Source organism: Polaromonas sp. C04 (assembly GCF_002002705.1).
Classification (GTDB): Bacteria; Pseudomonadota; Gammaproteobacteria; order Burkholderiales; family Burkholderiaceae_C; genus Rhodoferax_A.
Genome location: NZ_MUNS01000021.1, coordinates 1 through 25,021, shown reverse-complemented (window position 1 = coordinate 25,021; position 25,021 = coordinate 1). Strand labels below are relative to the sequence as shown.

Below are 25,021 nucleotides of genomic sequence, written 5' to 3'. Positions count from 1 at the left end.
CCAGCAACACAAACAGCAGCGCCACTAAGGCGGCGAGGCCCGCAATCAACAGGCTGGAGGTGGCGAGCAGCGCCAGCACGCCCACGCCGGCGCCGGTGAGCAGCGCGCCGAGCTTGCGGCCGAACACGCTGCGCGCCACCGAACCGGCGATCGGCACCGCAAAAAACAGGAAGATGGCCAGGTCTGTCCACTGGAAGCCACCCGGGCCGGAGCCCGCCGCGCGGCGCGGCGCGGGCGCCGGCAGCGGCTCGCCGTTGATGAGCGCGATGATCTGGTCGACGCCCGCATTCAGTCCGTCCGCGTAGTCACCCTGGCGGAACGCGGGCGTGATGGCCTGCTCGATGATCTGGCTCGCGGCCAGGTCGGGAATCGCGCCCTCCAGCGTCTTGGCCACTTCGATGCGCACCCGATGATCATCCTTGGCGACGATCAGCAGCAGGCCGTCGCCGACGCCCTTGCGGCCGATCTTCCAGGTGTTGCCGACGCGATTCGCGTAGCTGGCGATGTCTTCAGGCTGCGTCGTGCCCACCATCAGCACCACGACCTGCGAGCCTTTGGACTGCTCCAGCGCGGCGAGCTTGGCCTCCAGGGCCTGCTTCTGCCCCGCGTCCAGCGTGCCGGTGCTGTCGATCACATGCGCCGTGAGCGCCGGCACGGCCTGCAGCGACTGCGCATGAAGCGGCGCGCCCGCTATCCCGAGCGCTACTAAAAATAGAGCTAAAAGCGCAGACCAGATGCGGGCTAGAGGCACTTTTAACTCTTATTTTTTACCGAAATCCACGACCGGCGGCGTCGAGATCTGCGCTTCGTTCTGCACCGTGAAGTTGGGTTTGGGCTGGTAGTGGAAGGCCATTGCCGTTAGGTTCGTGGGAAAGCTGCGCACCAGCACGTTGTACTCCTGCACGCTCTGGATATAGCGGTTGCGCGCCACGGTGATGCGGTTCTCGGTGCCCTCCAGCTGCACGCGCAGGTCCGAGAAGCCCTTGTTGGCCTTCAGGTCGGGATACTTTTCCACCGTCACCATGAGCCGGCTCAGCGCGCTGCCCAGCTCGCCCTGCGCGGCCTGGAACTTGGCGAAGGCGGCCGGGTCGTTCAGGGTCTCGGGCGTGACCTGGATCGAGGTCGCCTTGGCACGCGCCTCGATCACCTTGGTCAGCGTGTCCTGCTCGAACTGGGTCTCGCCCTTGACCGTGGCGACGATGTTGGGCACCAGGTCGGCGCGCCGCTGGTACTGGTTCAGCACCTCGCTCCAGGCGGATTTGGATTGTTCATCGAGCCGCTGAAAATCGTTGTAGCCGCAGCCGGTGAGGCCGCTGACGGCGAGGACGGTCATGAGGATGAGAAGCCAGCGTTTCATACGTTCCTTTTTTTGGCAATGCGGTTGCGGGAGGCACAAGACGTTAGCATAGATGGGGTGCCGCACTCCGTATTCAACGGCCCGCCATGATCAGGTAGCTCCACCATGCCCAAAGCCAGACTTCAGGCCGCCACCGTCGGTGGCTCGGCCGACGACATCGAGGCCGCGTTCTATGAGGCGCTGCAAACCGCCGACATCGACAAGCTCATGGCCTGCTGGGCCGATGAGGACGAGATTGTCTGCATTCATCCCGGCGGTCCGCGCCTGATCGGCGGCGCCGCGATCCGCGCCAGTTTCGACGCCATCTTCGCCAACGGCAGCATTCGCGCCCGACCCGAGCGGGTGCGCCGCGTCGAGTCGCTCGCCAGCGCGGTGCACAGCCTGGTCGAGCGCATCGAGGTGATGACGCCCGAAGGTCCGGGTGAGGCATACGTCATCGCCACCAACGTGTACCAGCGCTTCGCCCAGGGCTGGCGACTGGTGGCGCACCATGCGAGCCCCGGCACGCCGCACGAGATGCTCGAAGAAAGCCCGACGCCGCAGGTCCTGCATTGAACGTTTTGCGCTCGTTTTCATCAAAAATAATGCTTGTGGCCTTTGTCGAATAAGCTTCTCTAGCTATGAACTATGTAGCACCCCTGTGGCTGCCCGGCGGCAACCTGCAAACCATCTGGCCGGCCCTGTATGCGCGCCGGGTGTCGGGCGAACAGGTGCCCTATCGGCGTGAGCGCTGGCCGACGCCGGACGGCGACTTCATCGATATCGATTTTGGCGCGTGGCCCGGCCCCGCCAGCCGGCCCCTGCTGGTGCTGTTCCATGGCCTGGAAGGTTCCTCGCGCAGCCACTACGCCGAAGCGTTCGCCGACTTTGCGCGCGCGCGCGGCTTTGCCTTTGCGGCGCCGCATTTTCGCGGCTGCAGCGGCGAGATCAACCTGGCGCCGCGCGCCTACCACTCGGGCGACTTCGAGGAGATTGACTGGATCCTGCGGCGCCTGCATGCGCGCCAGCAGGCCCATGGCAGCGGCACCATCCTGGCGGCGGGGGTCTCGCTCGGCGGCAATGTGCTGCTGCGCTGGGCCGAGGAAATGGGCGCGCAGGCGGCCAGCGTGGTCGCCGCGGCGGCCGCGGTCAGCGCGCCGCTGGATCTCGCGGCGAGCGGTCACGCCATCGGACGCGGCTTCAACCGGCAGGTCTACACGCGCATGTTTTTACGCACCATGGTGCCGAAGGCGTTGAAGAAGCTGGCGCAGCATCCGGGCCTGTTCAGCCGCGAGCGCCTGCTGGCGGCGCGCGACCTGTACGACTTCGACAATGTCTTCACGGCGCCGCTGCATGGCTATCGCAATACCGACGACTACTGGGCCCGCGCCTCGGCCAAGCCGCATTTGCGCAAGATCCGCATTCCGGCGCTGATCGTCAACGCCCGCAACGATCCGTTTGTCCCGATCGGCTCGCTGCCGCGCGCGCAGGAGGTCTTTGAGCCCGTCACCCTGTGGCAGCCCGCGCAGGGCGGCCATGTGGGCTTTGCCGCAGGGCGCCTGCCGCCGGGCCATGTGCACACCATCCCGCAGGTCGTCGGGGGCTGGCTGGCGTCGCGGCTCGGCCAGTGATATGGTCAGTTGGTGAAGCACCATGGATGACATCGTCAAACAAGCGCTGGCCAAGTGGCCGAACGTGCCCCACTGCTATGGCTGGCTGGGGCTGGACGCGCGCGGCCAGTGGTACATGCGCGACGATCGCGTCCAGGCGGCCGGGCCGTTTGCGGGCGGCACGCCGTCCTCCAGAGGCTCCGTGCTCCGGCACGAAAAACTGCTCGACTTCATCCACCGCAACTACGAGGCCGATGCGCACGGCCAGTGGTTCTTCCAGAATGGTCCGCAACGTGTGTACGTGGAGCTGGAGACGACGCCGCTGGTCTGGCGCGTGAATGCCGATTTCTCCATCGTCGCGCACACCGGCCGTGCGGCCCGCATGCAGCGCTGTGTGCTCGACGAGCAGGGGCGCCTGTACCTCGAAGCCGACCTCGGCTTTGGTCTGGTGCACACGCTCGATATGGGGCTGGCGGCCGACGCGGTGGAGCAGAGCCTGTGGCTGCCGCAGGAGATGGCGGCGCACGAGCTGCCGGCGCGCTTTGGCTATGTGTGCAGCCCCGCGGCCCGCCAAAAACCCGGTGAGCTATAAAAATAGTAGCTAACGGTCATTGACGGACATGGGCTACAGGCTCATTTGACCATAAGAAAAGCCAGTCGATGACCGGCTTTGCCATGCGGCGCGGCGCGCGGCTTATTTGGCGGCGTTGACCATGTAGGCCACGGTGGCCTTGATTTCCGCATCGCTCGCATTGGAGCCACCCCTGGGCGGCATCGCACCCTTGCCAGCAATGGCGGTGGCCACCAGCGTGTCCATGCCGGTCGCAATGCGCGGCGCCCAGGCGGCCTTGTCGCCAAACTTGGGGGCACCGGCCACGCCCGTGGCGTGGCAGGCGAAACAGGTTTCCTTGTAACGGGTTTCGCCGATATTTGCGGCTGCCGCGGCCGGTGCTGCCGCAGCAGCAGCGACTGCCACCGGAGCGGCGGGTGCGGCGGCAACTGCTGGCGTTGCCGCAGCCGGTGCCGCCTGGGCCGGCGCGGCCTCGGCCGTCGCTGCCGGGGCAGCCTGGGGTTCCGGGAAGTGGCCGCCGGCGGCGCTGGTCATGTACACCACGGCGCGGCCGATTTCCAGGTCGTCGAAGTCGCCGCCGCCCTGCGGGCTCATGGCACCCTTGCCGTGCAGCGCCGAGTTCAGCAACGCGTCGTAGCCCTTGGCGATGCGCGGCGCCCACGCGGTGGCGTCGCCAAACTTGGGCGCACCGGCCACGCCGGCCGTGTGGCAGGTCGTGCACTGCGCCTTGAACACTTCTTCGCCGGTCTTGAGCGGGCGGTTGGCGTCGCGGATCTCGACCGTGCCGACCTTCTGGATACGCTCGTTCGCCGATTTTTCGGCGTTCACGGTACCGGCGGCCAGCATGTTGGCCGACGTCACGTAGTAAACAATGCCGATGATGGTGAAGATCGGAACCACGAAGGCGAAAAACACCGTGATCAGGAGCTGCTTGGGGTTCTTGATCGGGCCGGTGTGGACCGTGTCGTCGGCGTGACTGTTGTCGCTCATGGCGTCCTCAAAAGATCAGGGGCTGTGAAATCAGCGTTTGATTATACCGGCCGCCCTTTGGGCAAAGCCGCTTCATGGGCTGGCTGCGCGCGTGTCGGCGCCCGCCGCCTCGGTCCAGCCGCCGCCCAGCGTCTTATACAGCAGGACCTGGTTTTGCAGCTGCAGCAGGCGGGTCTGCACCACGGCCTGTTGCGCCGCAAACAGCGCGCGCTGCGCGTCCAGGTTGTCCAGGTAGCTGGCCACGCCGTTGCGGTAGCGCAGATTGGACAGCTGGTAGCGGACCGATTCGGCTTGCGCCTGCGCCTGCTGCGCGCGCAGCTGCTCGCCGAGCGTGGCACGGCCTGCCAGCGCGTCGGCCACCTCGCGGAAGGCGCTCTGGATGGCCTTTTCGTACTGCGCGACCGCAATCGCGCGGCCTGCGTTGGCCGAATCGAGTCCGGCCTGCCGGCGCCCGGCATCGAAAATCGGCAGCAGCAGTTGCGACGCCAGGGTCCAGCCGTACGTGCCCGACTGGAACAGCCCCGACAGCTGGGTGCTGGCCGAGCCGGCCTGTGCGGTCAGCGTGATCTGCGGGAAGAAGGCCGCCCGCGCCGCGCCGATGTTGGCATTCGCGGCGATCAGCTGCTGCTCGGCCTGGCGCACGTCGGGGCGGTTGATGAGAACGCTCGAGGGCAGGCCCGCCGGCAGATCCGTCAGCTGGGCCGCGTCGGCGAGCTGCGGCAGCGCCGAGGCGTTGAAGAAGCCCTCGGGCAGCGGCTGGCCCAGCAGCAGCACCAGGGCGTTTTCGTCCTGCGCGCGCTGCCTTTGCTGCTGCGCCAGCGCCACCTGCGCGCCCGCGAACAGCGACTCCACGTCGCGCGAATCAATCTCGGAGGCGGCGCCATGCTCGAAGCGCAGCCGCGTCAGCTTCAGCGACTCCTCGCGCGTGGCCAGGGTCTGGCGCGTCAGCTCAAGCAACTCTTCGTCGGCCAGCAGGTTCAGGTAGCCGTTGGCCACCGAGGCAATCAAGCTGATCTGGGCGGCCTTGCGGCCCTCCTCGGTTGCCAGGTACTGCGAGCGTGCCGCCGCCTTCAGGCTGCCGAGCCGGCCGAAGAAATCGAGCTCCCAGTTCGAAACCCCCAGGCCGGCGCTGTAGACGTTGAGGGTGCCGTCCCCGACTGCCGTCGGAGTGCGCGCCGCGGCGATGCCGACGGTCGGGAACTGGTCCGCACGCCTGATCTGGAACTGCGCACGGGCCTGCTCGATGTTTAGCACCGCCACACGCAGGTCGCGGTTGTTGGCCAGTGCCAGCCTGATCAGCTGGCGCAGCCTGGGGTCGGCGAAAAACGTCTGCCAGGGCACGTCGGGCGCGGCCGTTGTGCCCACGGCCGAGCCCGGCTCGCCGGGCTCGGCCGGCCAGGTGGCCGCCACCGGGGCGGCAGGCCGGTGATAGGTCGGGATCATGGAGCAGCCGCCGAGCAGCGTGGCCGCCACTGTCAGGGCCAGAGGGGTCAGGGTCGGGTGTTTCATGGCTGCGAGCCTTCCTGCACGGGCGCGGCGGGTGTGCCTGTGCCCAACTGTTCGTGGGCGTACCTCTTGCGTTGGCGCTCGCTGCCCTTGAACAGGCCCCTGACCGCAACGAAAAAGACCGGCACGAACAGCACCGCAAGCGCCACCGCGGTGATCATTCCGCCGATCACTGCCGTGCCGATGGCGCGCTGGCCGGCCGAACCTGCGCCGCTTGCGATCGCCAGCGGCAGGGTGCCCAGGATGAAGGCCACCGAGGTCATGATGATTGGGCGAAAGCGCAGATGCGCCGCCTCGATCGCGGCTTCGATCGCGCTCTTGCCGCGCGCCTGCGCGTCTTTGGCGAACTCGATGATCAGGATCGCGTTTTTCGCCGACAGCCCGATGATCGTGATCAGGCCGACCTGGAAGTACACGTCGTTCGAATAGCCGCGCAGCAGGGTGCCGAGCACGACCCCGAGCACGCCCAGCGGCACCACCAGGATCACCGACAGCGGAATCGACCAGCTCTCATACAGAGCGGCCAGGCACAGGAACACCGAGAGAATGGCAAAGCCGTACAGCAGGTAGGCCTTGGAGCCCGCGAGGCGCTCCTCGCGCGACTGGCCGGTCCACTCGAACGCGAAGCCGGGCGGCAGTTTCGCGGCCAGTTGCTCCATCTCGTCCATGGCCTGGCCGGTGCTGTGTCCGGGCGCGGCATCGCCCGAGATGCGCATCGTCGGGTAGCCGTTGTAGCGGATGGTCTGCATCGGGCCGGTGATCCAGCGCGTCGTGGCAAAAGCCGACAGCGGCACCGCCTGCCCCTGGCTGTTCAGCGCGTTGATGCGCAGCAGATCGTCGGGCTGCATGCGCTCGCGCGCATCGGCCTGCACCACCACGCGCTGCAGCCGCCCGGCATTCGGGAAGTCGTTCACATAGGCCGAGCCGAGCGCGGTCGAGAGTGCCGCATTCACCGCATCGAAGCCCACGCCAAGCGCACTGGCCTTGTCGCGATCCACGTCGAGTTGCAGCTGCGGCGCGTCTTCCAGGCCGTCGGGCCGCACCCCCGCGAGGATCTTGCTCTGCGCTGCCATGCCCAGCAACTGGTTGCGCGCGGCGACCAGCGCCGCGTGGCCGTTGCCGCCACGGTCCTGCAGGCGGAAGGTGAAGCCGGTGGCGTTGCCAAGTTCGGAGATCGGCGGCGGACTGAGCACGAAGATGAAGGCATCGCGCACGCTCATCAGTGCGCCCATGGCCCGCCCCGCAAGGGACTGCGCGGAATGCTGCGGGCCATCGCGGTCGCTCCAGTCCTTCAAGGGGACGAAGGCCAGGCCGGCATTCTGGCCGGTGCCCGAGAAGCTGAAGCCGAGCACGCTGACCATGCTCTGGACTTCGGGCTGACGCAGGAAGAAGGCTTCGGCCTGCTTCATGGCCTCCAGCGTGCGTCCCTGGGTTGCGCCCGGCGGTAACTGCACGTTGGCGATGATGTAGCCTTGGTCTTCATTCGGCAAAAAGGAGGTCGGCAAACGCGCGAACAGCAGACCGACCACGGCGGCGATCGCCACGTACACCAGCATGAAGCGGCCGGCGCGGCGCAGGATGCGCGTGACCCAACCCTCGTAGCCCTTGGCGGTCGACTTGAAGCCCCGGTTGAACCAGCCGAAAAAGCCGCCCTTTTCCAGGTGGTGCCCGGCCTCGACCGGCTTGAGCAAGGTGGCGCACAGTGCCGGTGTCAGCGACAGGGCCATGAAGGCCGACAGCGCGATCGCCGACACCATCACGGCCGAGAACTGCCGGTAGATATTGCCCACCGCGCCGCCAAAGAAGGCGAGCGGCACGAACACCGAGATCAGCACGACCGTGACACCGATGATGGCGCCATAGATCTGGCCCATGGCCTTTTTGGTCGCCTCGCGCGGCGCCAGGCCTTCCTCGCTCATGATGCGCTCGACGTTCTCGACCACGACGATCGCGTCGTCGACCACGATGCCGATCACCAGCACCATGCCGAACATGGTCAGCACGTTGATGGAAAAACCCATGGCCAGCAGCGCGCCGAAGGTGCCGAGCAGCGCCACCGGCACGACGATGGTCGGAATGATCGTGTAGCGGATGTTCTGCAGGAACAGGAACAGCACCAGGAACACCAGCACCACCGCCTCCAGCAGCGTCGTGGCGACCTGAATGATCGAGATCTTTACGAAGCGCGAGCTGTCATAGGGAATCGAGTACTTCACGCCCGGCGGAAAGTAGCGCGACAGCTGTTCCATGCGCGTGCGCACGGCCTGGGCCGTGGCCAGCGCGTTGCCGGTCGGCGAGAGCTGCACGCCGATGCCGGTGGAGGGTTTGCCGTTCAGGCGTGCCGAGGTTGCATAGGTCTGGGCGCCGAGTTCGATGCGGGCCACGTCCTTCAGGCGTACCGCCGACCCGTCGGCGTTGGCGCGCAACACGATGTTGCCGAACTGTGCGGCCGATTCGAGTTGGCCCTTGACGACCACGGTGGCAAAGATCGACTGGCCCGGCACGTTGGGCAGGTCGCCGATGGTGCCCGACGACACCTGCGCGTTCTGCGCCTGGATCGCCTGCGCCACGTTGGTTGTGGAGAGGTTGAAGCCGACCAGCTTGGCCGGGTCGATCCAGATCCGCATGGCACGCTCGGTGCCGAATAGCTGGGCCTGGCCGACGCCGGGCAGGCGCTGAATCTCGGGCAGCACGTTGCGCGAGGCATAGTCGCCCAGCGCGATGGGATCGAAGCGGGGGTCGTCGCTCGAGAGAATCGTGAACAGCAGGAAGTTCGAGCGTGACTTGTCGACCCGCACGCCCTGCTGCGTGACCGCCAGCGGCAGGCGCGGCGTGGCGCGGCTCAGGCGGTTTTGCACATCCACCTGCGCCAGGTCGGGATTGGTGCCGGCCTCGAAGCTCAGCGTGATGGAGCCGGTGCCGTCGGCCTGGCTGACCGACTCCATGTAGATCAGGCCGGGCGAGCCGTTCATCTCGCGCTCGATCACGCTGATGACCGCGTCTTCGAGCGTCTGCGCCGAGGCGCCGGGGTAGGCCGTGCTGATCACGATGGTTGGCGGCGCCACCGGCGGGTACTGTGCGATCGGCAGCTGCGTGATCGCGACACCGCCGATCACCAGGATGAACAGCGCGATGACCCACGCAAAAATGGGCCTGTCAATAAAAAACTGGGGCATGAGTGGCGCCCCTTATTTGGTGGACGCGGCGGACGCCGGCGCGCTGGCGGGTTGAGCCGCGGCCTGCCACGGAACCGCCTTGACGGTTGCATTGGGGCTCAGCTTCTGGAAGCCGTCCACCATGACCTGCTCGCCGGCCTTGAGGCCGCCCAGCACCACCCACTGCGCACCCTGCGCATTGCCGATCTTGACCGGGCGCGGACTGACCTTGCCGTCGCTTGCGACCACCATCACGCTGTCGCCCTGGTTCGATCGCGTCACGGCCTGTTGTGGCAGCAGCACCGCGTCGCCGGCCTGGGCCTGCTCCAGCCGCACCCGCACATAGAGTCCAGGCAGCAGCACGCCGCCGGGATTGGGCACTTCGGCGCGCAGCATGATCTGGCCCGTCGTGGGGTCGACCGTCAGGTCCGAGAACAGCAGCCGGCCGGGCCGGGCGTATTCGGTGCCGTCTTCCAGCACCACGCGCACACTGGCCGCCGCACTGCCGCTGGCGCGCTTGAGCCGTCCATCGTCCAGCGCCTTGCGCAACTTCATCACCTCGCCGGCAGACTGGGTGAAGTTCACATACACCGGGTCGATTTGCTGGATCACGGCCAGTTGTGTGGCCTCGCCCTGTCCGACCAGCGCGCCCTCCGTGACCAGTGCGCGGCCAATGCGCCCGGAGATGGGCGCGGTCACGCTGGCGTAGTCAAGGTTGATTTTGGCACTCTGCACGGCCGCCTTGCCGGCGGCGACGTCGGCCTCGGCCTGCTTTTGCCCCGCCACGGCGTTGGCGTAATCCTGTTTGCTGACCGCATTGGCTTCCACCAGCGGCCTGTAGCGCTCGGCCAGTGCCGCGGCTTGCGCCAGATTCGCCTGGGCCTTGCCCAGTGATGCCTGCGCGCTCTGGTAGGCCGCGGCGTAGGGCGCGGCATCGATGCGGAACAACAGCTGGCCGGCCTTCACGTCGCTGCCTTCGACAAACACGCGCTTTTGCAGGATGCCCGCGGCCCGGGCCCGCACCTGCGCGACGCGCGAGGCTTCGAGCCGGCCCGGCAATTCGGTGACCAGCCCTACATTGCCCGGGGTGACCGTGACCACGCCCACTTCGGTCGGCGGCGGTGCGCCGGGGGCTGCATTGGCTGACGTATCGCTCTTGCCGCAACCAGTCAACAGCAGGGCCAGCAGCAAGCTGCCCGACAGCAACAGACGACTCGTGGGAGTCAGCAACAAATCAGGCTTGGCGAGGCGCAGGGCAGGCATGCGATTCCTTTGGTGAGAGAGGGGCCCGATCGGGGCCGGAGCCGGGTTATTTTGGCAGCAGCACAGGTACAGAGCAGGCAAGCCGGTGCGGCGATCGCTACAATCCAGAATTACATACATCAGTGAATGTATGCTCAAGGGTCGTGAGTTTAACCGAAGGGGTTCCATCTTGGCTCGCCGCACCAAAGAAGAGGCGCTCGCCACCCGCCACCGGCTACTGGATGCCGCGGAGTTGCTGTTTCAGGCGCAGGGGGTATCGCGCACCTCGCTGAACGACATCGCGCTGCAGGCGGGTGCCACGCGCGGTGCCATTTACTGGCATTTCAAGGACAAGGCGGATCTGTTCAACGCCATGATCGAGCGCGTCACACTGCCGCTGGAAGAATCGTTCCAGCGCATGGGGCGGGGTACGGGGCTGGACCCGCTGCACGACATTCGCGGGGCCATGCTCGACGCGTTGCGCCGCACAGCCTCCGACGCACAGACGCGCAGGGTGTTCGAGGTGGCCACGCACAAGGTCGAGTATGTGGACGAGATGCGCGCGGTGCGGCTGCGGCACCTCGCGGTGCGCGATGAGTGCGTGACCCAGCTTGCGCAGGGTCTGCGCCAGGCGGCCAAAATACGCGGCCAGCGCCTGCCCGTGCCCGCGGCGGCGGCGGCGCGCGGCCTGCACGCCATGATCGACGGACTGATCGGCAACTGGCTGCTCGAGCCGGCGGCTTTCGATCTGCCCAAAGCGGGCCGCCATGCACTCGACGCCTATCTGGCGGGCCTGGGTCTGTCGCCGCACCCAGCCGGCGCGCGCTGAGCGCAGCGCCGGGGCCCAATCGACCCCCATCAATAAGGGATAATCGGCGCCAGCCTGCTGCAGACCACGCGGGTGCAGTCCGCGCAGGGTGCCAGCCCAACTTCCCGGCGAATGCGGGCTGACTTTCCCGGGTATTTTGCGAAGCGGCAAACTTTAATTGATCAAGGCGACAGGCCATATGGAAAAGCAGCACAGTTTTACGCGCGAAGAATTGTTGAAGTCCGGCCGGGGCGAGCTGTATGGCCCGAAGAATGCGCAATTGCCGCTGCCCAACATGTTGATGATGGATCGCATCACCCTGATTACGGATCAGGGCGGTGCTTATGGAAAAGGCGAAATCGTTGCCGAACTCGATATCCACCCCGATTTGTGGTTTTTTGCCTGTCATTTCCAGGGAGATCCCGTCATGCCTGGCTGCCTGGGCCTGGATGCGATGTGGCAACTGCTGGGGTTTTATCTGTGCTGGATGGGCGGCCCGGGCAAAGGCCGCGCCCTGGGCGTCGGAGAAGTCAAATTCACCGGGCAAGTGCTGCCCACTGCGAAAAAAGTCATCTACCGGATCAACATTAAAAGAGTGGTCATGCGCAAGCTGGTGCTGGGCATCGCCGACGCCACCATGGAGGTGGACGGCAAGGTTATTTACGAGGCCGCTGATCTGCGTGTTGGCCTGTTCACTTCCACGGAAAGCTTTTGAGGACACCAACGATGAAACGAGTCGTCGTCACCGGACTGGGCATTGTTTCCAGCATCGGGAATAACCGCCAGGACGTTGTCGATTCACTGAGACAGGGGCGCTCGGGCATTGTGTTTTCCGAGGTGTACCGCGACATGGGTTTTCGCAGCCATGTCCATGGTCCGATCAATATCGACCTCGATCAATTCATCGACCGCAAAATCAAGCGTTTCATGGGCGATGGTGCGGCGTTCAACTACATTGCCATGCAGCAGGCCATCGATGATTCGGGGCTGGGTGAATCTGAGGTGTCGAATTTCCGCACCGGGCTGGTGATGGGCTCGGGCGGTCCCTCGACCTCGAACCTGGTCGAAGCGGCCGACATCCTGCGCGCCAAGGGCATCCGCAAAGTGGGTCCTTACATGGTGCCCAGGACCATGTCCAGTACCACCACGGCCTGCCTGGCCACGCCGTACAAAATCAAGGGCGTGAATTACTCCATCAGCTCCGCCTGCGCCACCAGCGCGCACTGCATCGGCCATGCGATGGAATTGATCCAGATGGGCAAACAGGATGTGGTGTTTGCGGGGGGCGGCGAGGAAGTGCACTGGACCATGTCGCTGCTGTTCGACGCCATGGGCGCGCTGTCGTCCAAGTACAACGACTCGCCTGGCACGGCGTCACGGCCCTACGATGAAACCCGGGACGGGTTTATCATCTCCGGCGGCGGTGGTGTGCTGGTGATGGAAGAGCTGGAGCACGCCAAGGCCCGCGGCGCCAAAATCTATGCGGAGCTGACCGGTTATGGCGCCACCTCCGATGGCTATGACATGGTGCAGCCCTCGGGCGAGGGCGCCGTGCGCTGCATGCAGCAGGCCATGGCCACGGTCACGGGCAAGATCGACTACATCAATGCCCACGGCACCAGTACGCCGGTCGGCGATACTCGGGAACTTGAAGCGCTGCGGGTCGTGTTTGGCAAGGACGAGGTGCCTGCGGTCAGCTCCACCAAATCGCTGACGGGCCACGCGCTGGGTGCGGCCGGCGTGCATGAGGCCATTTATTCCTTGTTGATGATGCAGGAAAACTTCCTCAGTGCGTCAGCCAACATCACCCAACTCGATCCGGGCGCCGAGGGTATTCCCATCGTGCGCGAACGCCAGGACAACGTCACGTTGAATACGATCATGTCGAATAGTTTCGGTTTTGGCGGAACCAACGCGACGCTGATCTTCCAGCGCTACAACGGTTAGCGCCTGCTGGCCCTCGTCTTTCTCGATTGCATCAGCCAGGTAACTCCAGCAGCTTCAGGCGCTGCACTTTGCCCGACGGGCCTCTTGGCAGTTCGCCGACGAAGCGCAGCACCTTCGGCGCCTTGAAACGTCCGAGGTGCAGGGCGCAGAAGTCGCGCAACTGGTCTTCGCTGCACGCCGCGCCCTCACGGAGCACCACACATGCCATGATCTCCTGACCATAGTGCTTGTCGGGAATGCCGACCGCCGCGGCCTCGAGCACGGCAGGGTGGGCCAGCAGCGCCTCGTCAATCTCGCGCGGCGCGATGTTCTCGCCGCCCTTGATGATCAACTCCTTGATGCGGCCGGTGACGAAGAAAAACCCGTCGGCATCAACATGTCCGAGGTCGCCGGTGCGAAGCCACCCGTCGGGGGTGAAGCTTGCGCGCGTGGTCTCAATATTCTTGTAATAGCCCGGCATCACGTTCGGGCCGCGGATGACGAGTTCACCGGTAGCACCGATGGGCACCGGCGTGAGGCTTGCGTCGACGACCCTTGCCTCGCAGCCGGAGGCCCGGCCGACCGAACCGAGCTTGCGTTGAGCGCTGTCCAACGGATTTGAAAACGACGGCGCGGCGGTTTCGGTCAGGCCCATCGTTTCGATGATCCCGATGCCGAACTTGTCCTCGAACGCGCGGTGGTGTTCGGGCGCGAGCGCAGCCGATGCCGAGCGGCAAAAGCGGATGCGCGCGGTTTGGGCGCGCACGGGCGTTTCGCCTTCGAGCAAGTACGAGATCATCGTCGGCACGACATTGATCCAGGTGCATTGCGTCGCCGACGCCTGACCCCAGAAGCGCGCGGCCCGATGCCCGAGAGCTGTAGCAGTTGCGGCGACTGGATCGAACCGGCCGCGAGCAGGACTTCGGCCTTGCAGCGCGCTTCCTTCATCTGACCCGCCTGGCGGTAGCGCACGCCGACCGCGCGCGTGCCGTCCATGATCAATCCGGCGGCGAACGCGTCCGTTTCGATGCGCAAATTGGTGCGGCCGCGGGCCGGATCCAGGTAGGCCTTGGCGGTACTGCAGCGCCAACCCTTGTGGGTCGTCAACTGGTAGTAGCCGGCGCCTTCCTGTTGCGCGCCGTTGAAGTCGTCCGTGCGCGGCACACCAATCTGCCCTGCGCCATCGATGAAGGCTTCGATCAGCTCATGCCTGGCGCCAATGTCGGATACTTTCAGGGGCCCACCGCTGCCATGGAACGGAATCGCGCCACGCTGATTGCCCTCGGACTTGATGAAGTACGGCAGCACGTCGTCGTAACCCCAGCCAGTGTTTCCGAGTTCGGCCCAGTGGTCGTAGTCCTCGCGCTGGCCGCGGATGTAGATCAGGCCGTTGATCGAGCTCGAGCCCCCCAGCGTCTTGCCACGCGGCCAGTAGATGCGCCGGCCGTTCATGTTCGGATCGGGATCGGTGTTGAAGCGCCAGTTGTAGGTGTCGCTCCACATCGTCTTGCCATAGCCGATGGGCAAGTGGATCCAGAGCGAACGGTCGGGCGGACCGGCCTCGAGCAACAGCACGCGGGTGGCCGGATCCTCGCTGAGCCGACCGGCGAGCACGCAGCCCGCCGAGCCGGCACCAACGACGATGTAATCAAATTGTTCGCTCACAATCAGTTTCCTTTTGCAGCGCAATCTGGACAACCGAACAATCCAATCCAGAGCTGGCAAATCATAAAGTGTGATATCCCGGAACAAAAATGTTCCGCAATGACCGTGCGCCTGTGCACGTCGGCATTGATGCTCAACTGATCGCTCGCCGGCCCCAATTTTCTGCCTGGCCTTCGAGGTGACGTCGGATGAAATCTATCGGTATTCGGGTATGCCCTCTTCAATGCATGGGCGATCAATGATGTCGTCCTGCAATCGGTACGCTGGCGAATATCTGGCCAGGCCATTTACGACCTGCTCGGCATCCAGAGGCAGGAAAGCGACCGCCTCCACAGCATTGCGGCCGTGGGCGTCGAGATTGTTTCGTGGTCTTTCGTGAACCGCGGGCTGCGGCCTCCCGAGCATCTGCCGTGGATTTCTGCCGGGTGGTCGCTATCCCCTCAACGCAACTGTCAAGTCACTGCTCGGCGACTTGGTACGCATCGGCAGATGATCGATTGGATTTATTGGGTTACGTTCCAGGCGCTTGTCAGCCGAGCAGCACGGGCACCCAGTGGTTGATCATTGCGCCGCCGGCCACCAGCCAGCTGAACAGAATGGCCGCCAGCAGCAGCGGCTTGATGCCGGCTTTGCGAATAGCCCCCGCATGCGTGGACAGCCCCAGGGCGGCCATGGCCATGGCCAGTAGCGCGGTGTCGATCTCCGTGACGGCGACGACCACCGGCGCAGGCAGCCAGTGCAGCGAGTTGAACAGCACCACGCCGACAAAGGCAAAGGCAAACCAGGGCACCGTCACCTTGCGCGGCGCCGCCGTGGCGCTGCGCGCTGATGCGCCCGTGCCATCGCGACGCGCATCGTCGCGCGCCAGCCAGGCCGACAGCATGATCAGAAAGGGCGCCAGCATCATCACGCGCACCATCTTGGCAATCACCGCGGAGTCAGCCGCATCGGGCCCGATCGAGCGTGCGGCGGCCACCACCTGCGCCACCTCGTGGATGGTCGAGCCGGCGTAGATGCCGAAAGTATGGGCGCCGCCAGGAATCACGTGCCAGTACTGGTTCAGATCGAACAGCAGCGGGTACAGAAAGATCCCCAGCGTGCCGAACACCACCACCGTGGCGACCGCCACCGTGACCTGCTCGGCGCGCGCACGCACCACCGGCTCGGCCGCCATCACGGCAGCGGCGCCGCAGATCGAACTGCCAGCGCCAATCAGCATCGCCGTCTTGCGGTCCAGCCCGAGCCAGCGCGTGCCGATAAAACAAGCCAGCGCAAAGGTCGAACTCAGTACCAGCGCATCGATGGCCACGCCGGCCAGACCCACATGGCCGATATCCTGCATCGTCAGGCGCATGCCGTACAGCACCACGCCCAGGCGCAGCAGGTTTTGCTTCGAGAAGGTGACGCCGGCGCCGCTGGCCGTGGCAAAGCGCGGGTACACCGTGTTGCCCACCAGCATGCCCAGCACGATGGCCAGTGTCAGCGCGCTGAAACCATGGTCCTGCAGCCACTCGATGCGCCCCAGCGCCATGCCGGCAGCGGCCAGTGCGGCGCTGATGCCCAGACCCGGCAGCAGGCGCAGCAGTCCGTTCGGAGCGGGCACTCTCGGGGTGGCTTGGCCTCGTGAGACAGTTGTTGCGGCGCCGGTCATGTAATTCCTCTTTAAGTTTGGAGCGAGATGGCGCAACTTTAGGGATACCCCTAACATCTGTCCAACAAGTACTTTATGTAATATGTACCTATTAAATCGATATAAGGAAAGCCTCGGCCCATGGATGTTCTACGTCTGACACTGCGCCAGTTGCAGATTTTTGTGGCCGTGGCGCGCAGCGGCAGCACCACGGCCGCGAGCGAGCAGATTGCACTGTCCCAGTCGGCCACCAGTTCGGCCATCAACGAGCTCGAGCGCGTGTTGTCGTTGCGCCTGTTCGAGCGTGCCGGCAAACGATTGCTGCTCAACGACAACGGCCGCGCACTGCTGCCGCGGGCGCTGGCCCTGCTGGACGGTGCCGCAGGCGTCGAGCAGATGGCGCGCGACAGCAGTGCCCAGGCGCAGTCGCTGCGTATCGGTGCCAGTACGACGATTGGCAACTATGTGCTGCCGACGCTGCTGGGCCGGTTCCTCACCCAGCAGCAGCTTGACCAGGCTCCCGCCTGGCAGTCCAGGGTCATGATCGGCAACACCAGCGTCATTGCCGCGGCCGTGGCGGCGTTTGAACTGGATGTCGGCCTGATCGAAGGACCATGCCACGAGGCCACACTGGAAGTCACGCCGTGGCTGCAGGACGAGCTCGTCATTGTGGCGGCGCCGGATCATCCACTGGCGAATTCATCGCGCGACCCAACCGTGAACGCACGCGTGCCCGTGAAGGCACTGCGCGAGGCGCTGTGGCTGCTGCGCGAGGCGGGCTCGGGCACCCGCGAGACGACCGATCAGCTCATACTGCCGCAGCTTCGTTCCTACCGGCGCAGCATCGAGCTGGGTAGCTCGGAGGCCATCCAGCGTGCGGCGGCGCAGGGCTTGGGGCTGGCCTGTCTTTCGCACTGGGCCGTGGAAGATTTGATCGAGACGGGGCGGCTGTGCCGCTTGCCCACGACCTTGCCCAAAATGCTCCGGCAATGCTATCTCGTGGTGCACCGCGGCAAACAGATGACGCCCGCATTGCGGGGCTTTATCGGGTGCGTCTCGGTTGGAGACTTCCTGCCACGGCCTTGAGTTTCAATTCCCGTCGCAGAGTTTTCGCAGGGTCGTTGCTGTCGCGCACGGATCTCGCGCCGCGCTTTGTTTGAATCATGACGATGAGCTTGTCTCTCAGGGCCGCTGGGGCTCGCAGTTAGAATGGCTGGAGTTGCGGCTGTAGCTCAGTGGATAGAGTATTGGCCTCCGAAGATTATCTTCTAGGCGAAAATAGCCTTGACCAGAGCGCCTTGCCGCGTAAGTGACTACTTCGCGAGGTAATTTTGGTCCAAGTCTTGGGCCACGGATAAACCCCTCTCACTAGACCTGACTCCTTACCAATGGAGTTGTCAGTGTCTGCCATTCAAATCCCCGGGCTCGATATCGAAGAGCGTAGTCCCGGCACCTTTCGGGTCCGCGTCCGGATCCATCCGTTCTTCGCGCTGACCAATACATTCGGCAACGAACTTGCCGCGCTCGGCTGGGGCTGCCAACAGCTGGAGCGCCTGCATGCTTTGCATAAAAAGCTGAGCGATGAAGCACGCCTGCCAGGCGCGCCGCTGAGTCGTGACGCGGCCCAAGCGCTTGGGCTTGCGGACTTGATCGCCGGTGACGGCGCATCCAGCACAGTCGGTTCCGCAAGGGCGGCATCGCCGGGCGATGAAATCTTCGTCTTTGAAGTTCTTGACAGCTACCTCGAGAACGAGGCGAAGGAGCTCAGTGCAGGCTACGTCAGCCGTGCCCGGCGACTGAAAGATTATTTTGGCAATGTGGTCATCTCCAGCATTACCACCGCCTCCCTCAAGGCCTATATTGACGCCCGCCTCAGCGGCGCGTTGGGGCCGGGGCGGTCAAAGACCGCCTCCTATGCAACCAAAAACAGGGCGTACCAACGCAACCTGAGACGCCGTCATCGTGGTGTGCCGGTGGTCCCGACCCCTCGGTCCTTCGAATTGCCCTGCAGCGGGTCGGTGCGCCATGAGCTCAAGCTGTTCCGTCAAGCCCTCAGGGCTTATGCCAAACGGGACGATGGCCGCAGAGAGCGAATTGGCGCCTACGTGGTCACACATCCGATTGTCTGTGTCGAACTCCCGTCGCCCGGCGAACCCCGAAAACGCCGGATAAGCGACGAAGAGTTGTCAAGAATTTTGGCAAAAATATCTTGCCCCAGAAAGCGAGCGGCCATCATGCTGTGCATTTACACGTCGATACGTCGCGCCGAAGTCATCTCGTTAAGAAACGAGGATATCAATTGGTCGGAGAGCACCGTTTTGCTTCGCGCCCCTCTGGAGCCCGACCCGACTCGGCCGGGGCACATGCGAAAGAGGCGCAAGACCAAAACAGTTGCACGCGATGTGCCCCTCGTGCCACAGGCACTCGAGCTTCTGCGCCACGTTTGCAGCAACACGAACCGCCCCATGAGCCGATCGACCACATGCTGACGGCGCGTTGGCGTTCGGCGCCGTCCCAGTAGGTCTTCACCAGCGCCCGGCCCAGCAGCAGTGCCGTCGTCGCCAGCTCGCCCGGGGCGTCATGGCAACCAGCAGCGAACCGGCGATGCTCAGGTAAAAGCCAATGCGAGCAATCTTCACCCGACCAACAGGTCAGCCAAGCCGCCCATCACCACGATAAAGATGCCCGAGAACAGCAAGGTGATAGCCATCGCGATGTTCATCGTGTCGGACGCCACGCTCAGGTTGCAGCTCATGTCCAGAGCGATGATCAGTGTCGTCTGGGCAAATAGCCAGAACGCGATGACGCCCATGATGCTGCCGAGCAGCAGGCGGTCATTGCCCTTGAACGGTACGCTGGGGGAGGGAATGGTACTCATGAAGAACTCCTTTGAATCTGTTCCGTGGAAAGGTTGGCAGCCGTACAGGAACGGCGTTCACCGGCCGCAATGGCTGACGCCCCTGGCGCCAGTCCGTAGGGTCTGATCGAATACCGTTCGAGGACGTTGTTATGGGTTTGGTGGTTCTCACTGGCGCTTGGGTAGTCGCAGTTGCCAGCCGTAGCGCAACGACAAGAGCCGAATGCAAATGCACGCTGACGCGCCGAATCAGGGCGTGACGAACACGGACCAGCCCATCGCTTCGCCCGTCGCCTACGGCGGTGGCGGCGGCGGCGGTGCCCAGGATGATGGTGGCCTCGGCGTTGTGGTCATACAGCAGTGCTTTGTGCGCCCCGACGACGGCATAAAAGCCGAGCCCGATCTCTTCGAAAAACAGCACCAGATGCTTGAATCGGCCGAGCTGACCCTAGTCCGCACCGTTGCCGTCGCGCCCGAAAGAGCGCGGCAGGTTCCACTTGTAGCGCAGCGATAGGTAACGCAGCGCGAAGCACGCCATCAAAGCGACCCAGGTCCGCCCGCTCGACAACCATCCAAGACGCTCGCCAGCCACCTCGACGATGGCGCCAACCAGCGCAGCCGACGCATAGATCTCACGCTGAAGGATCACTGGCACCCGATTGAGAAGCACGTCGCGTATCACGCCGCCACCCACTGCTGTTACAACCCCCAGCAGCACCGCCACTTCGGCGTTGTTGCCAAGGATCATGGCCTTTTGCGCGCCCGTCACAGCAAACAGCCCAAGGCCCAAGGAGTCGAACAGGATCACTGGGTGCGCGAGGCGCACGACCAGCGAGTTCGCGGCCATCGCCATCAATGCCGCTGCCATGGCGACGGCAAGATAGCGCCAATCGGTCAGCCCGGCCGGGGGCACTGCGCCTATGCACAGGTCGCGCAGCACGCCCCCACCGCACGCGACCGCGAACGCGATGACGATGACGCCGAACCAGTCGAGGCCACGGTCCCTTGCAGCGACTGCACCGCTGATGGCAAAGGCGAACGTGCCGGCCAGATCAAGAATGGTGAACAGGCGGTGGTCGTTCAGGCCGGCAAGAGCCAATTCGTGGACGTTCATGGGTTCGGTTCCAGAGAAGGCTCCTGCCGCGTAGCATAGTGACGAGCGTCGGATGGCAATGCAGATCGACGCGGTCAGCTACCACATCAGCGCACGATGGGCCTCCCCGTCAGGACGCGGTGTCGCGGCAAAGCCATGCGGCGGCGGCGGTCAGCATGGCCTGCAAGCCGGTCTCGAGCGTCGGGTGGATCTGCGGCGCGAACTTCGGCGAGTGGTTGCTGGGGATCTTGTTGACGGTCTTGTCCTGTTTGGCCTTGGCGTAGACCGCCCGGTCGGTGCCGCCGACGAACCAAAATACATAGGGCACGCCCCAGGTGCGGCCGAAAATGCTGAAGTCTTCGCTGGCCGACGCCGGACTGGGCGCCAGCGAGGCGTTCTCGCCAAACTGGTGGCCGAACGCCTGTGCCACCTTTTGCGTAGTGACCAGGTCGTTTTCGGTCAGCGGGTAGCTGTTGATGGTGGTGAACTCGGGCGGGCGCTCCGCACCGGAGGCGTCGCATTCGGCGCAGCAGATGCGGCGGATCGACTTGAGCATGTACTCGCGCGTGTCCTCGCTGAAGGTGCGCATGTTCAGCTTGATGGTGGCGTCGTCGGGAATGATGTTTTCCTTGGTGCCGGCCTGCAGCGAGCCTATCGTGAGCACCGCCGGTTCAGTCGGCGCGATCTCCCGCGAGACGATGGTCTGCAGGCGCAGCGTGGTCGCGGCGGCCATGATCACCGGGTCGATCGAGGTTTGCGGCTGCGAGCCGTGCGAGCCGCGCCCGAACAGCTTGATCTTCAGGCTGTCTCCGGCCGACAGGGTGACGCCGGGACGGTAGTTCACGGTGCCGGCCACACCGACCATCACGTGCTGGCCCAGGATGATGTCGGGCTTTGGGAAGCGGCCCTCGCCCCAGTCGCGCACCATGGCGCTGGCGCCTTCGGCCGTTTCCTCGCCCGGCTGGAACACGATCATCAGCGTGCCGCGCCAGGCGGCGCGATTCGTGGACAGGATGCGCGCGGCACCGATCATCCAGGTCACGTGCATGTCGTGGCCGCACGAGTGCGCAACGCCGACCTCGACGCCGTCCGCGTCTCGCGCCGTCACGGTGCTGGCATAGGGCAGCCCGGTGTTTTCGGCCATCGGCAGCGCATCCATGTCGGCGCGCAGCATCACGGTCGGGCCGGCGCCGTTCTTCATCACGCAGACCACGCCGGTCACGCCGATGTTGCGCGTCACCTCGTAGCCGAGACCCTCCATCTCGTCGGCGACGATCTTCGCGGTGCGGACTTCCTGCATCGACAACTCGGGGTGCTGATGGATGTCCTTGTAAAGAGCTTCGAGATTGGTCATCAAGCCGGGTTCGGCGGAGGCGAGCGCTTGGGTGAGGGCATTCATGATGGCTCCAGAAGTGGCGAAGTGAAGTTGAAAGAAGTCTGACAGAAAGCGTGCTTGAGAACAAATGGTCGGCGCTTGACATGAAGATAGAGGATTCAGGCCTGCGCCTTCGTCCTCTTGGGCACCGTGAGCATGATGGAGATGATGGCCATCACGATCATCAACACGTTGAAGCCCAGCGCAACGATGGCGGCCTCCCGCACGGCCAGGTTGTCCTGGCGGCCACTGAAGGTGATCACGCCGTCCAGCCAGTTGACGCTCGAACTGTTACCACTCAGCGCGGTGAAAATGGCGGCGGAAATCGCCACGCCGAAGGCGGCGCCGAGCGACGAAGCCATCTTGTAGATGCCCGAACCCGAACCCGCCTGGGCAGCTGGCAGGTTCGATAGCGCCGCATCGGTCGAGGGGGTGGCATAGAACGCCAGACCGACACCGAACAGCGTGTACCCGACGCTCGCGAGGATCTTGTAGTGCGACAGCAGCAGGTTGGCGGGCGACACCATCAGGATCGCCAGGCCCGTAATCAGGCAGCCCCAGATCATCGGCTTGCGCGGGCCGAAGCGTTGCAGTAGTTTTTCGCCCACGCGGATGAAGGCGATGATGGCAATCGCATAGCCCAGCGTCAGAAAGCCTGCCTGTTGGGCGTTCATGTTGCCACCGAGCTGCACCAGTTGCAGCGACACGATCAGCGTGCCCGCAGTACCGTTGACCAGGAAGTTGGAGATCGTCGCGCCGGTGTAGGTCGCGTTTTTGAACAGGCCGAAGTCGAAGAACGCGTTGGACGTCTTGTCTTCGATGCGGAAAAACAGCCAGCCGAAAGCCACCGTTGCCGCCAGCAGACCCAGGCTAATCGGGCTGGTCCAACCCAGTTTGTTGCCCTGCGTCACCAGTACCTGCAGTGCCACCATAGTGACCATGAAAGCAAGCACGCCAGACAAGTCGAACTTGTACTCGCCGCTGGTTTCGGCCTTGCTCTCGGGCGCGCCGCGCATCATCCACAGTCCGAGCGCGCTCACGGCGATGGCTACCCAGAAGATCGAGCGCCAGCCAAAGTTCTGCGACATCAGGCCACCGACCAGCGAGCACACGCCCGAACCGCCCCAGGAACCGATCGACCACATGCTGATGGCACGCTGGCGTTCGGCGCCGTCCCAAAAAGCTTTCACCAGCGCCAGACTGGCCGGCATGATGCAGGCGGCCGACAGGCCTTGCAGCGCGCGGCCCACGAGCAGGACCGGTGTTGCCAGCTGACCCTGCGGCGTGATGGCCACCAGCAACGCGCCGGCGATGCTCAGGTAAAAGCCAATGCGGGTGATCTTCAGCCGGCCAACACGGTCGGCCAGGCCGCCCATCACCACGATGAAGATCCCCGAGAACAGCGAGGTGATGGCCACCGCGACGTTCATCATGCTCGCATCCATGCCGAGGTCGCGGCTCATGTCGGGCGCAATGTTGAGCGTCGTCTGGGCAAACAGCCAGAACGCGATGACACCCATGATGATGCCGAAAAGCAAGCGATCGTTGCCTTTGTATGGCACCTTGGGTTGAGCGCTGGTATTCATACCATCCTCCATTGCGACGATGCGACCTGGCTCATCTCGACGGCTGCGTCACCAAGAAAGCACCATGGATCGACAACGTGTTCGGTGTGGACATACTTCCTCGGCTTGACCTGCTACTGGCCGCGGAATGGCCACGGGCTCGAACTCGAACAATTTATGGGCCCACGTCATCAGGAGCAAGCGCGTGGAGCAGGCATGATCCGGGCACCACGAGGCCTGGCCTTGCGGCATCGGCTGTCATGCGTCGCGCGGCAGCACCGCCACGACGCGCGCGATGAACTGGTGGAAATCGGACATGTAGTTACGCAGGAACTCCGCCGTACTTTCGTTGGTAACATCGCCGTCCTCGGTGATGAGCCCGGGGGTAAACTGGATGTAGGCCTCCGGCGAGTTCATCTGAGGCGCGTTGCAGAAGCCGAGCACGCTGCGCAGGCTCAGCTGGGCCATCGCAGTGCCAATGGCGCCGGGCGAAGTGCCGATCACGGCGCAGGGCTTGCGCGTGAAAGAGTTCTTCCCCCACGGCCGACTGGCCCAGTCGATAGCATTCTTCAGGCCGCCGGGGATCGAGCGGTTGTATTCCGGCGTGACAAACAGTAGCGCATCGACATCGGCGATGGCCTGCTTGAAGGCCCATGCCACCGGTGGGTAGTCGGCGTCGTAGTCGTAGCTGTAGAGCGGCAGATCCTTGATCGGTATTTCCGTAAACACCAGTGCGGGCGGCGCCAGTTTCACCAGCGCCCTGGCGAGCTGACGATTGATGGAGGCCTTGGCGAGACTACCGTTCAGGTAGCCGACTTTGTGTGTCGTCATATGAACTTTCCTTTTAACACGAGAAGTCGATGTGATCGGCCGGCGTTCGGTTTTCAGTGACAGCAGTTGCGCGAACAGATCCTGTCAAGGCGCACGTCACGATACGCCTATTGACATGTGCCGTAAAGGGACTGGGCGCTGCGCATTCGGCGCGAGTTCTTGCACTGCCTCAGATTTATATCGATCCCGGTGACATTCCCTTGAAGTCGTCAGTCCGCTGGCAGCGATGCATGAATTGACGACCGGGCTTCCAGTCAAAAATTGTGGATTCGCGGCGGGCATCTCAGACCACGAAGATGCTGCAATTAACCCAGGCCCTAACGCGCTCTATTTTCCGTTTTTTGAATCGGTCCTATCTGCACGTGGCCGCGTCCGAAAGCCTTCACACTTACTTCGCGCACGTTCGCGGCGTTGCGGTCTTCCCCGTCGGTAAGCCGCCGGACTGGAAATAGCCGTTGGCGGGAGCTGCAAACGTTGGAATCGTCTCCATATCTTCGACATTCAACATGCAGATTTCAATGTCCGGTTTGGAGCGAGTAGCTCAGAAAATCGTAGGTCGGCTGTCAGTCTCTATGCTCAGGTCGCAACTATGCGCAGATGGTGTGGCTGTGATGGCTCTCAGATGGACGTTATGCGGCTCACGGCGAGGTAGGTGAGTTCAGATCTGGACATAGTTTTTCCGCAGGTGTTCATTGGTGTTTCCACTTCAGGAGATCGCCATGGGCATCATTCAACGTAAGCGGTCGACTAACCACGTTCTTGTGAAGCGCGTCTCAACCTACGAAGCTACGTTCCCACGTACATGTAGATGGGAACGTAATGTCAGAGCGGATTTCAGATTTGGCGCGGCGGCTGGTTGTT

The 25,021-nt window shown here is 64.1% G+C and carries 20 protein-coding genes and 2 pseudogenes; 8 read left to right on the top strand and 14 right to left on the bottom strand.

Going from position 1 to position 25,021, the window contains the following annotated elements; translation table 11 throughout:
• Positions 1-751: TPM domain-containing protein (locus tag B0E49_RS03765; RefSeq protein WP_077560648.1), on the bottom strand; the 751-nt coding region annotated here is incomplete at its 3' end.
• A gap of 9 nt (positions 752-760) precedes the next feature.
• Positions 761-1,357 carry a LemA family protein gene (locus B0E49_RS03760; RefSeq protein ID WP_077560645.1) on the bottom strand — a complete coding sequence of 199 codons (597 nt, stop codon included), beginning with the start codon at positions 1,355-1,357 and terminating at the stop codon, positions 761-763.
• A 105-nt stretch (positions 1,358-1,462) separates the two neighbouring features.
• Between B0E49_RS03760 and B0E49_RS03755 the strand changes: the two genes are divergently transcribed.
• From B0E49_RS03755 to B0E49_RS03745, 3 genes are all read left to right on the top strand, one after another.
• Positions 1,463-1,912: a YybH family protein gene (locus tag B0E49_RS03755; RefSeq protein ID WP_077560644.1), complete on the top strand. Its 450-nt coding sequence runs from the start codon at positions 1,463-1,465 to the stop codon at positions 1,910-1,912.
• A 65-nt stretch (positions 1,913-1,977) separates the two neighbouring features.
• Complete coding sequence (locus B0E49_RS03750) at positions 1,978-2,967, top strand: YheT family hydrolase (protein ID WP_077560643.1); 990 nt, start codon at positions 1,978-1,980, stop codon at positions 2,965-2,967.
• A gap of 22 nt (positions 2,968-2,989) precedes the next feature.
• Entirely contained in the window at positions 2,990-3,538 is a 549-nt protein-coding gene (locus B0E49_RS03745) for a DUF2946 family protein (RefSeq protein WP_077560642.1), read from the top strand.
• Between the two features lie 102 nt (positions 3,539-3,640).
• Here the strand turns inward: B0E49_RS03745 and B0E49_RS03740 are convergent, their stop codons facing one another.
• The 4 genes from B0E49_RS03740 to B0E49_RS03725 all read right to left on the bottom strand — a co-directional run bounded on the left by B0E49_RS03740 (position 3,641) and on the right by B0E49_RS03725 (position 10,431).
• Positions 3,641-4,507 carry a c-type cytochrome gene (locus B0E49_RS03740; protein WP_077560641.1) on the bottom strand — a complete coding sequence of 289 codons (867 nt, stop codon included), beginning with the start codon at positions 4,505-4,507 and terminating at the stop codon, positions 3,641-3,643.
• A gap of 72 nt (positions 4,508-4,579) precedes the next feature.
• Positions 4,580-6,016, bottom strand: a complete 1,437-nt coding sequence (locus B0E49_RS03735; RefSeq protein ID WP_077560640.1) for an efflux transporter outer membrane subunit — start codon at positions 6,014-6,016, stop codon at positions 4,580-4,582.
• Positions 6,013-9,189, bottom strand: a complete 3,177-nt coding sequence (locus B0E49_RS03730; RefSeq protein WP_077560639.1) for an efflux RND transporter permease subunit — start codon at positions 9,187-9,189, stop codon at positions 6,013-6,015. Before B0E49_RS03730 ends, B0E49_RS03735 begins: the two co-directional genes overlap by 4 nt.
• 12 nt (positions 9,190-9,201) lie before the next feature.
• Positions 9,202-10,431: an efflux RND transporter periplasmic adaptor subunit gene (locus tag B0E49_RS03725; protein WP_077560638.1), complete on the bottom strand. Its 1,230-nt coding sequence runs from the start codon at positions 10,429-10,431 to the stop codon at positions 9,202-9,204.
• A gap of 169 nt (positions 10,432-10,600) precedes the next feature.
• Here B0E49_RS03725 and B0E49_RS03720 point away from each other — a divergent pair, with 169 nt between their 5' ends.
• The 3 genes from B0E49_RS03720 to fabB all read left to right on the top strand — a co-directional run bounded on the left by B0E49_RS03720 (position 10,601) and on the right by fabB (position 13,165).
• Positions 10,601-11,239 (top strand): TetR family transcriptional regulator, encoded by a 639-nt coding sequence (locus B0E49_RS03720; RefSeq protein WP_174571062.1) that lies wholly within the window; start codon positions 10,601-10,603, stop codon positions 11,237-11,239.
• Positions 11,240-11,417: 178 nt separating this feature from the next.
• Complete coding sequence (gene fabA, locus B0E49_RS03715) at positions 11,418-11,933, top strand: 3-hydroxyacyl-[acyl-carrier-protein] dehydratase FabA (protein ID WP_077560637.1); 516 nt, start codon at positions 11,418-11,420, stop codon at positions 11,931-11,933.
• A gap of 11 nt (positions 11,934-11,944) precedes the next feature.
• Complete coding sequence (gene fabB, locus B0E49_RS03710; RefSeq protein WP_077560636.1) at positions 11,945-13,165, top strand: beta-ketoacyl-ACP synthase I; 1,221 nt, start codon at positions 11,945-11,947, stop codon at positions 13,163-13,165.
• 31 nt (positions 13,166-13,196) lie between these two features.
• Here fabB and B0E49_RS03705 read toward each other — a convergent pair.
• The 3 genes and pseudogenes from B0E49_RS03705 to B0E49_RS03695 all read right to left on the bottom strand — a co-directional run.
• Positions 13,197-14,006: pseudogene (locus B0E49_RS03705) on the bottom strand (AMP-binding protein); the annotation flags it as partial.
• Positions 13,997-14,812 (bottom strand): annotated as a pseudogene (locus tag B0E49_RS03700) (GMC family oxidoreductase); the annotation flags it as partial. The pseudogenes B0E49_RS03705 and B0E49_RS03700, both read right to left, overlap by 10 nt.
• Before the next feature lie 526 nt (positions 14,813-15,338).
• Positions 15,339-16,412 carry a YeiH family putative sulfate export transporter gene (locus tag B0E49_RS03695; RefSeq protein WP_286137785.1) on the bottom strand — a complete coding sequence of 358 codons (1,074 nt, stop codon included), beginning with the start codon at positions 16,410-16,412 and terminating at the stop codon, positions 15,339-15,341.
• Positions 16,413-16,580: 168 nt separating this feature from the next.
• On the opposite strand from B0E49_RS03695, the gene B0E49_RS03690 reads away from it, so the two are divergent.
• A complete protein-coding gene (locus B0E49_RS03690) occupies positions 16,581-17,525 on the top strand; it encodes a LysR family transcriptional regulator (RefSeq protein WP_077560634.1) in 945 nt (314 codons plus the stop codon).
• 314 nt (positions 17,526-17,839) lie between these two features.
• Positions 17,840-18,928: a tyrosine-type recombinase/integrase gene (locus B0E49_RS03685; RefSeq protein ID WP_168174989.1), complete on the top strand. Its 1,089-nt coding sequence runs from the start codon at positions 17,840-17,842 to the stop codon at positions 18,926-18,928.
• A 146-nt stretch (positions 18,929-19,074) separates the two neighbouring features.
• Here B0E49_RS03685 and B0E49_RS20660 read toward each other — a convergent pair whose 3' ends face one another.
• From B0E49_RS20660 to B0E49_RS03660, 5 genes are all read right to left on the bottom strand, one after another.
• A complete protein-coding gene (locus tag B0E49_RS20660) occupies positions 19,075-19,317 on the bottom strand; it encodes a hypothetical protein (protein WP_077560632.1) in 243 nt (80 codons plus the stop codon).
• A gap of 427 nt (positions 19,318-19,744) precedes the next feature.
• Positions 19,745-20,410 (bottom strand): trimeric intracellular cation channel family protein, encoded by a 666-nt coding sequence (locus B0E49_RS03675; RefSeq protein WP_144264416.1) that lies wholly within the window; start codon positions 20,408-20,410, stop codon positions 19,745-19,747.
• A 109-nt stretch (positions 20,411-20,519) separates the two neighbouring features.
• Positions 20,520-21,788: a M20 family metallopeptidase gene (locus B0E49_RS03670; RefSeq protein ID WP_077560631.1), complete on the bottom strand. Its 1,269-nt coding sequence runs from the start codon at positions 21,786-21,788 to the stop codon at positions 20,520-20,522.
• A 95-nt stretch (positions 21,789-21,883) separates the two neighbouring features.
• On the bottom strand, positions 21,884-23,350 hold the full coding sequence (locus B0E49_RS03665; protein ID WP_077560630.1) for an MFS transporter: 1,467 nt from the start codon (positions 23,348-23,350) through the stop codon (positions 21,884-21,886).
• A 237-nt stretch (positions 23,351-23,587) separates the two neighbouring features.
• Positions 23,588-24,160, bottom strand: coding sequence for an NADPH-dependent FMN reductase (locus tag B0E49_RS03660; protein WP_077560629.1), 573 nt, complete (start codon positions 24,158-24,160; stop codon positions 23,588-23,590).
• Positions 24,161-25,021 lie beyond the last annotated feature (861 nt).

Coding starts and splice junctions, on each gene's coding strand:
- B0E49_RS03760 (WP_077560645.1), bottom strand. CDS start 1,357: ATGAAACGCTGGCTTCTCATCCTCATGACCGTCCTCGCCGTCAGCGGC.
- B0E49_RS03755 (WP_077560644.1), top strand. CDS start 1,463: ATGCCCAAAGCCAGACTTCAGGCCGCCACCGTCGGTGGCTCGGCCGAC.
- B0E49_RS03750 (WP_077560643.1), top strand. CDS start 1,978: ATGAACTATGTAGCACCCCTGTGGCTGCCCGGCGGCAACCTGCAAACC.
- B0E49_RS03745 (WP_077560642.1), top strand. CDS start 2,990: ATGGATGACATCGTCAAACAAGCGCTGGCCAAGTGGCCGAACGTGCCC.
- B0E49_RS03740 (WP_077560641.1), bottom strand. CDS start 4,507: ATGAGCGACAACAGTCACGCCGACGACACGGTCCACACCGGCCCGATC.
- B0E49_RS03735 (WP_077560640.1), bottom strand. CDS start 6,016: ATGAAACACCCGACCCTGACCCCTCTGGCCCTGACAGTGGCGGCCACG.
- B0E49_RS03730 (WP_077560639.1), bottom strand. CDS start 9,189: ATGCCCCAGTTTTTTATTGACAGGCCCATTTTTGCGTGGGTCATCGCG.
- B0E49_RS03725 (WP_077560638.1), bottom strand. CDS start 10,431: ATGCCTGCCCTGCGCCTCGCCAAGCCTGATTTGTTGCTGACTCCCACG.
- fabA (WP_077560637.1), top strand. CDS start 11,418: ATGGAAAAGCAGCACAGTTTTACGCGCGAAGAATTGTTGAAGTCCGGC.
- fabB (WP_077560636.1), top strand. CDS start 11,945: ATGAAACGAGTCGTCGTCACCGGACTGGGCATTGTTTCCAGCATCGGG.
- B0E49_RS03690 (WP_077560634.1), top strand. CDS start 16,581: ATGGATGTTCTACGTCTGACACTGCGCCAGTTGCAGATTTTTGTGGCC.
- B0E49_RS20660 (WP_077560632.1), bottom strand. CDS start 19,317: ATGAGTACCATTCCCTCCCCCAGCGTACCGTTCAAGGGCAATGACCGC.
- B0E49_RS03675 (WP_144264416.1), bottom strand. CDS start 20,410: ATGAACGTCCACGAATTGGCTCTTGCCGGCCTGAACGACCACCGCCTG.
- B0E49_RS03670 (WP_077560631.1), bottom strand. CDS start 21,788: ATGAATGCCCTCACCCAAGCGCTCGCCTCCGCCGAACCCGGCTTGATG.
- B0E49_RS03665 (WP_077560630.1), bottom strand. CDS start 23,350: ATGAATACCAGCGCTCAACCCAAGGTGCCATACAAAGGCAACGATCGC.
- B0E49_RS03660 (WP_077560629.1), bottom strand. CDS start 24,160: ATGACGACACACAAAGTCGGCTACCTGAACGGTAGTCTCGCCAAGGCC.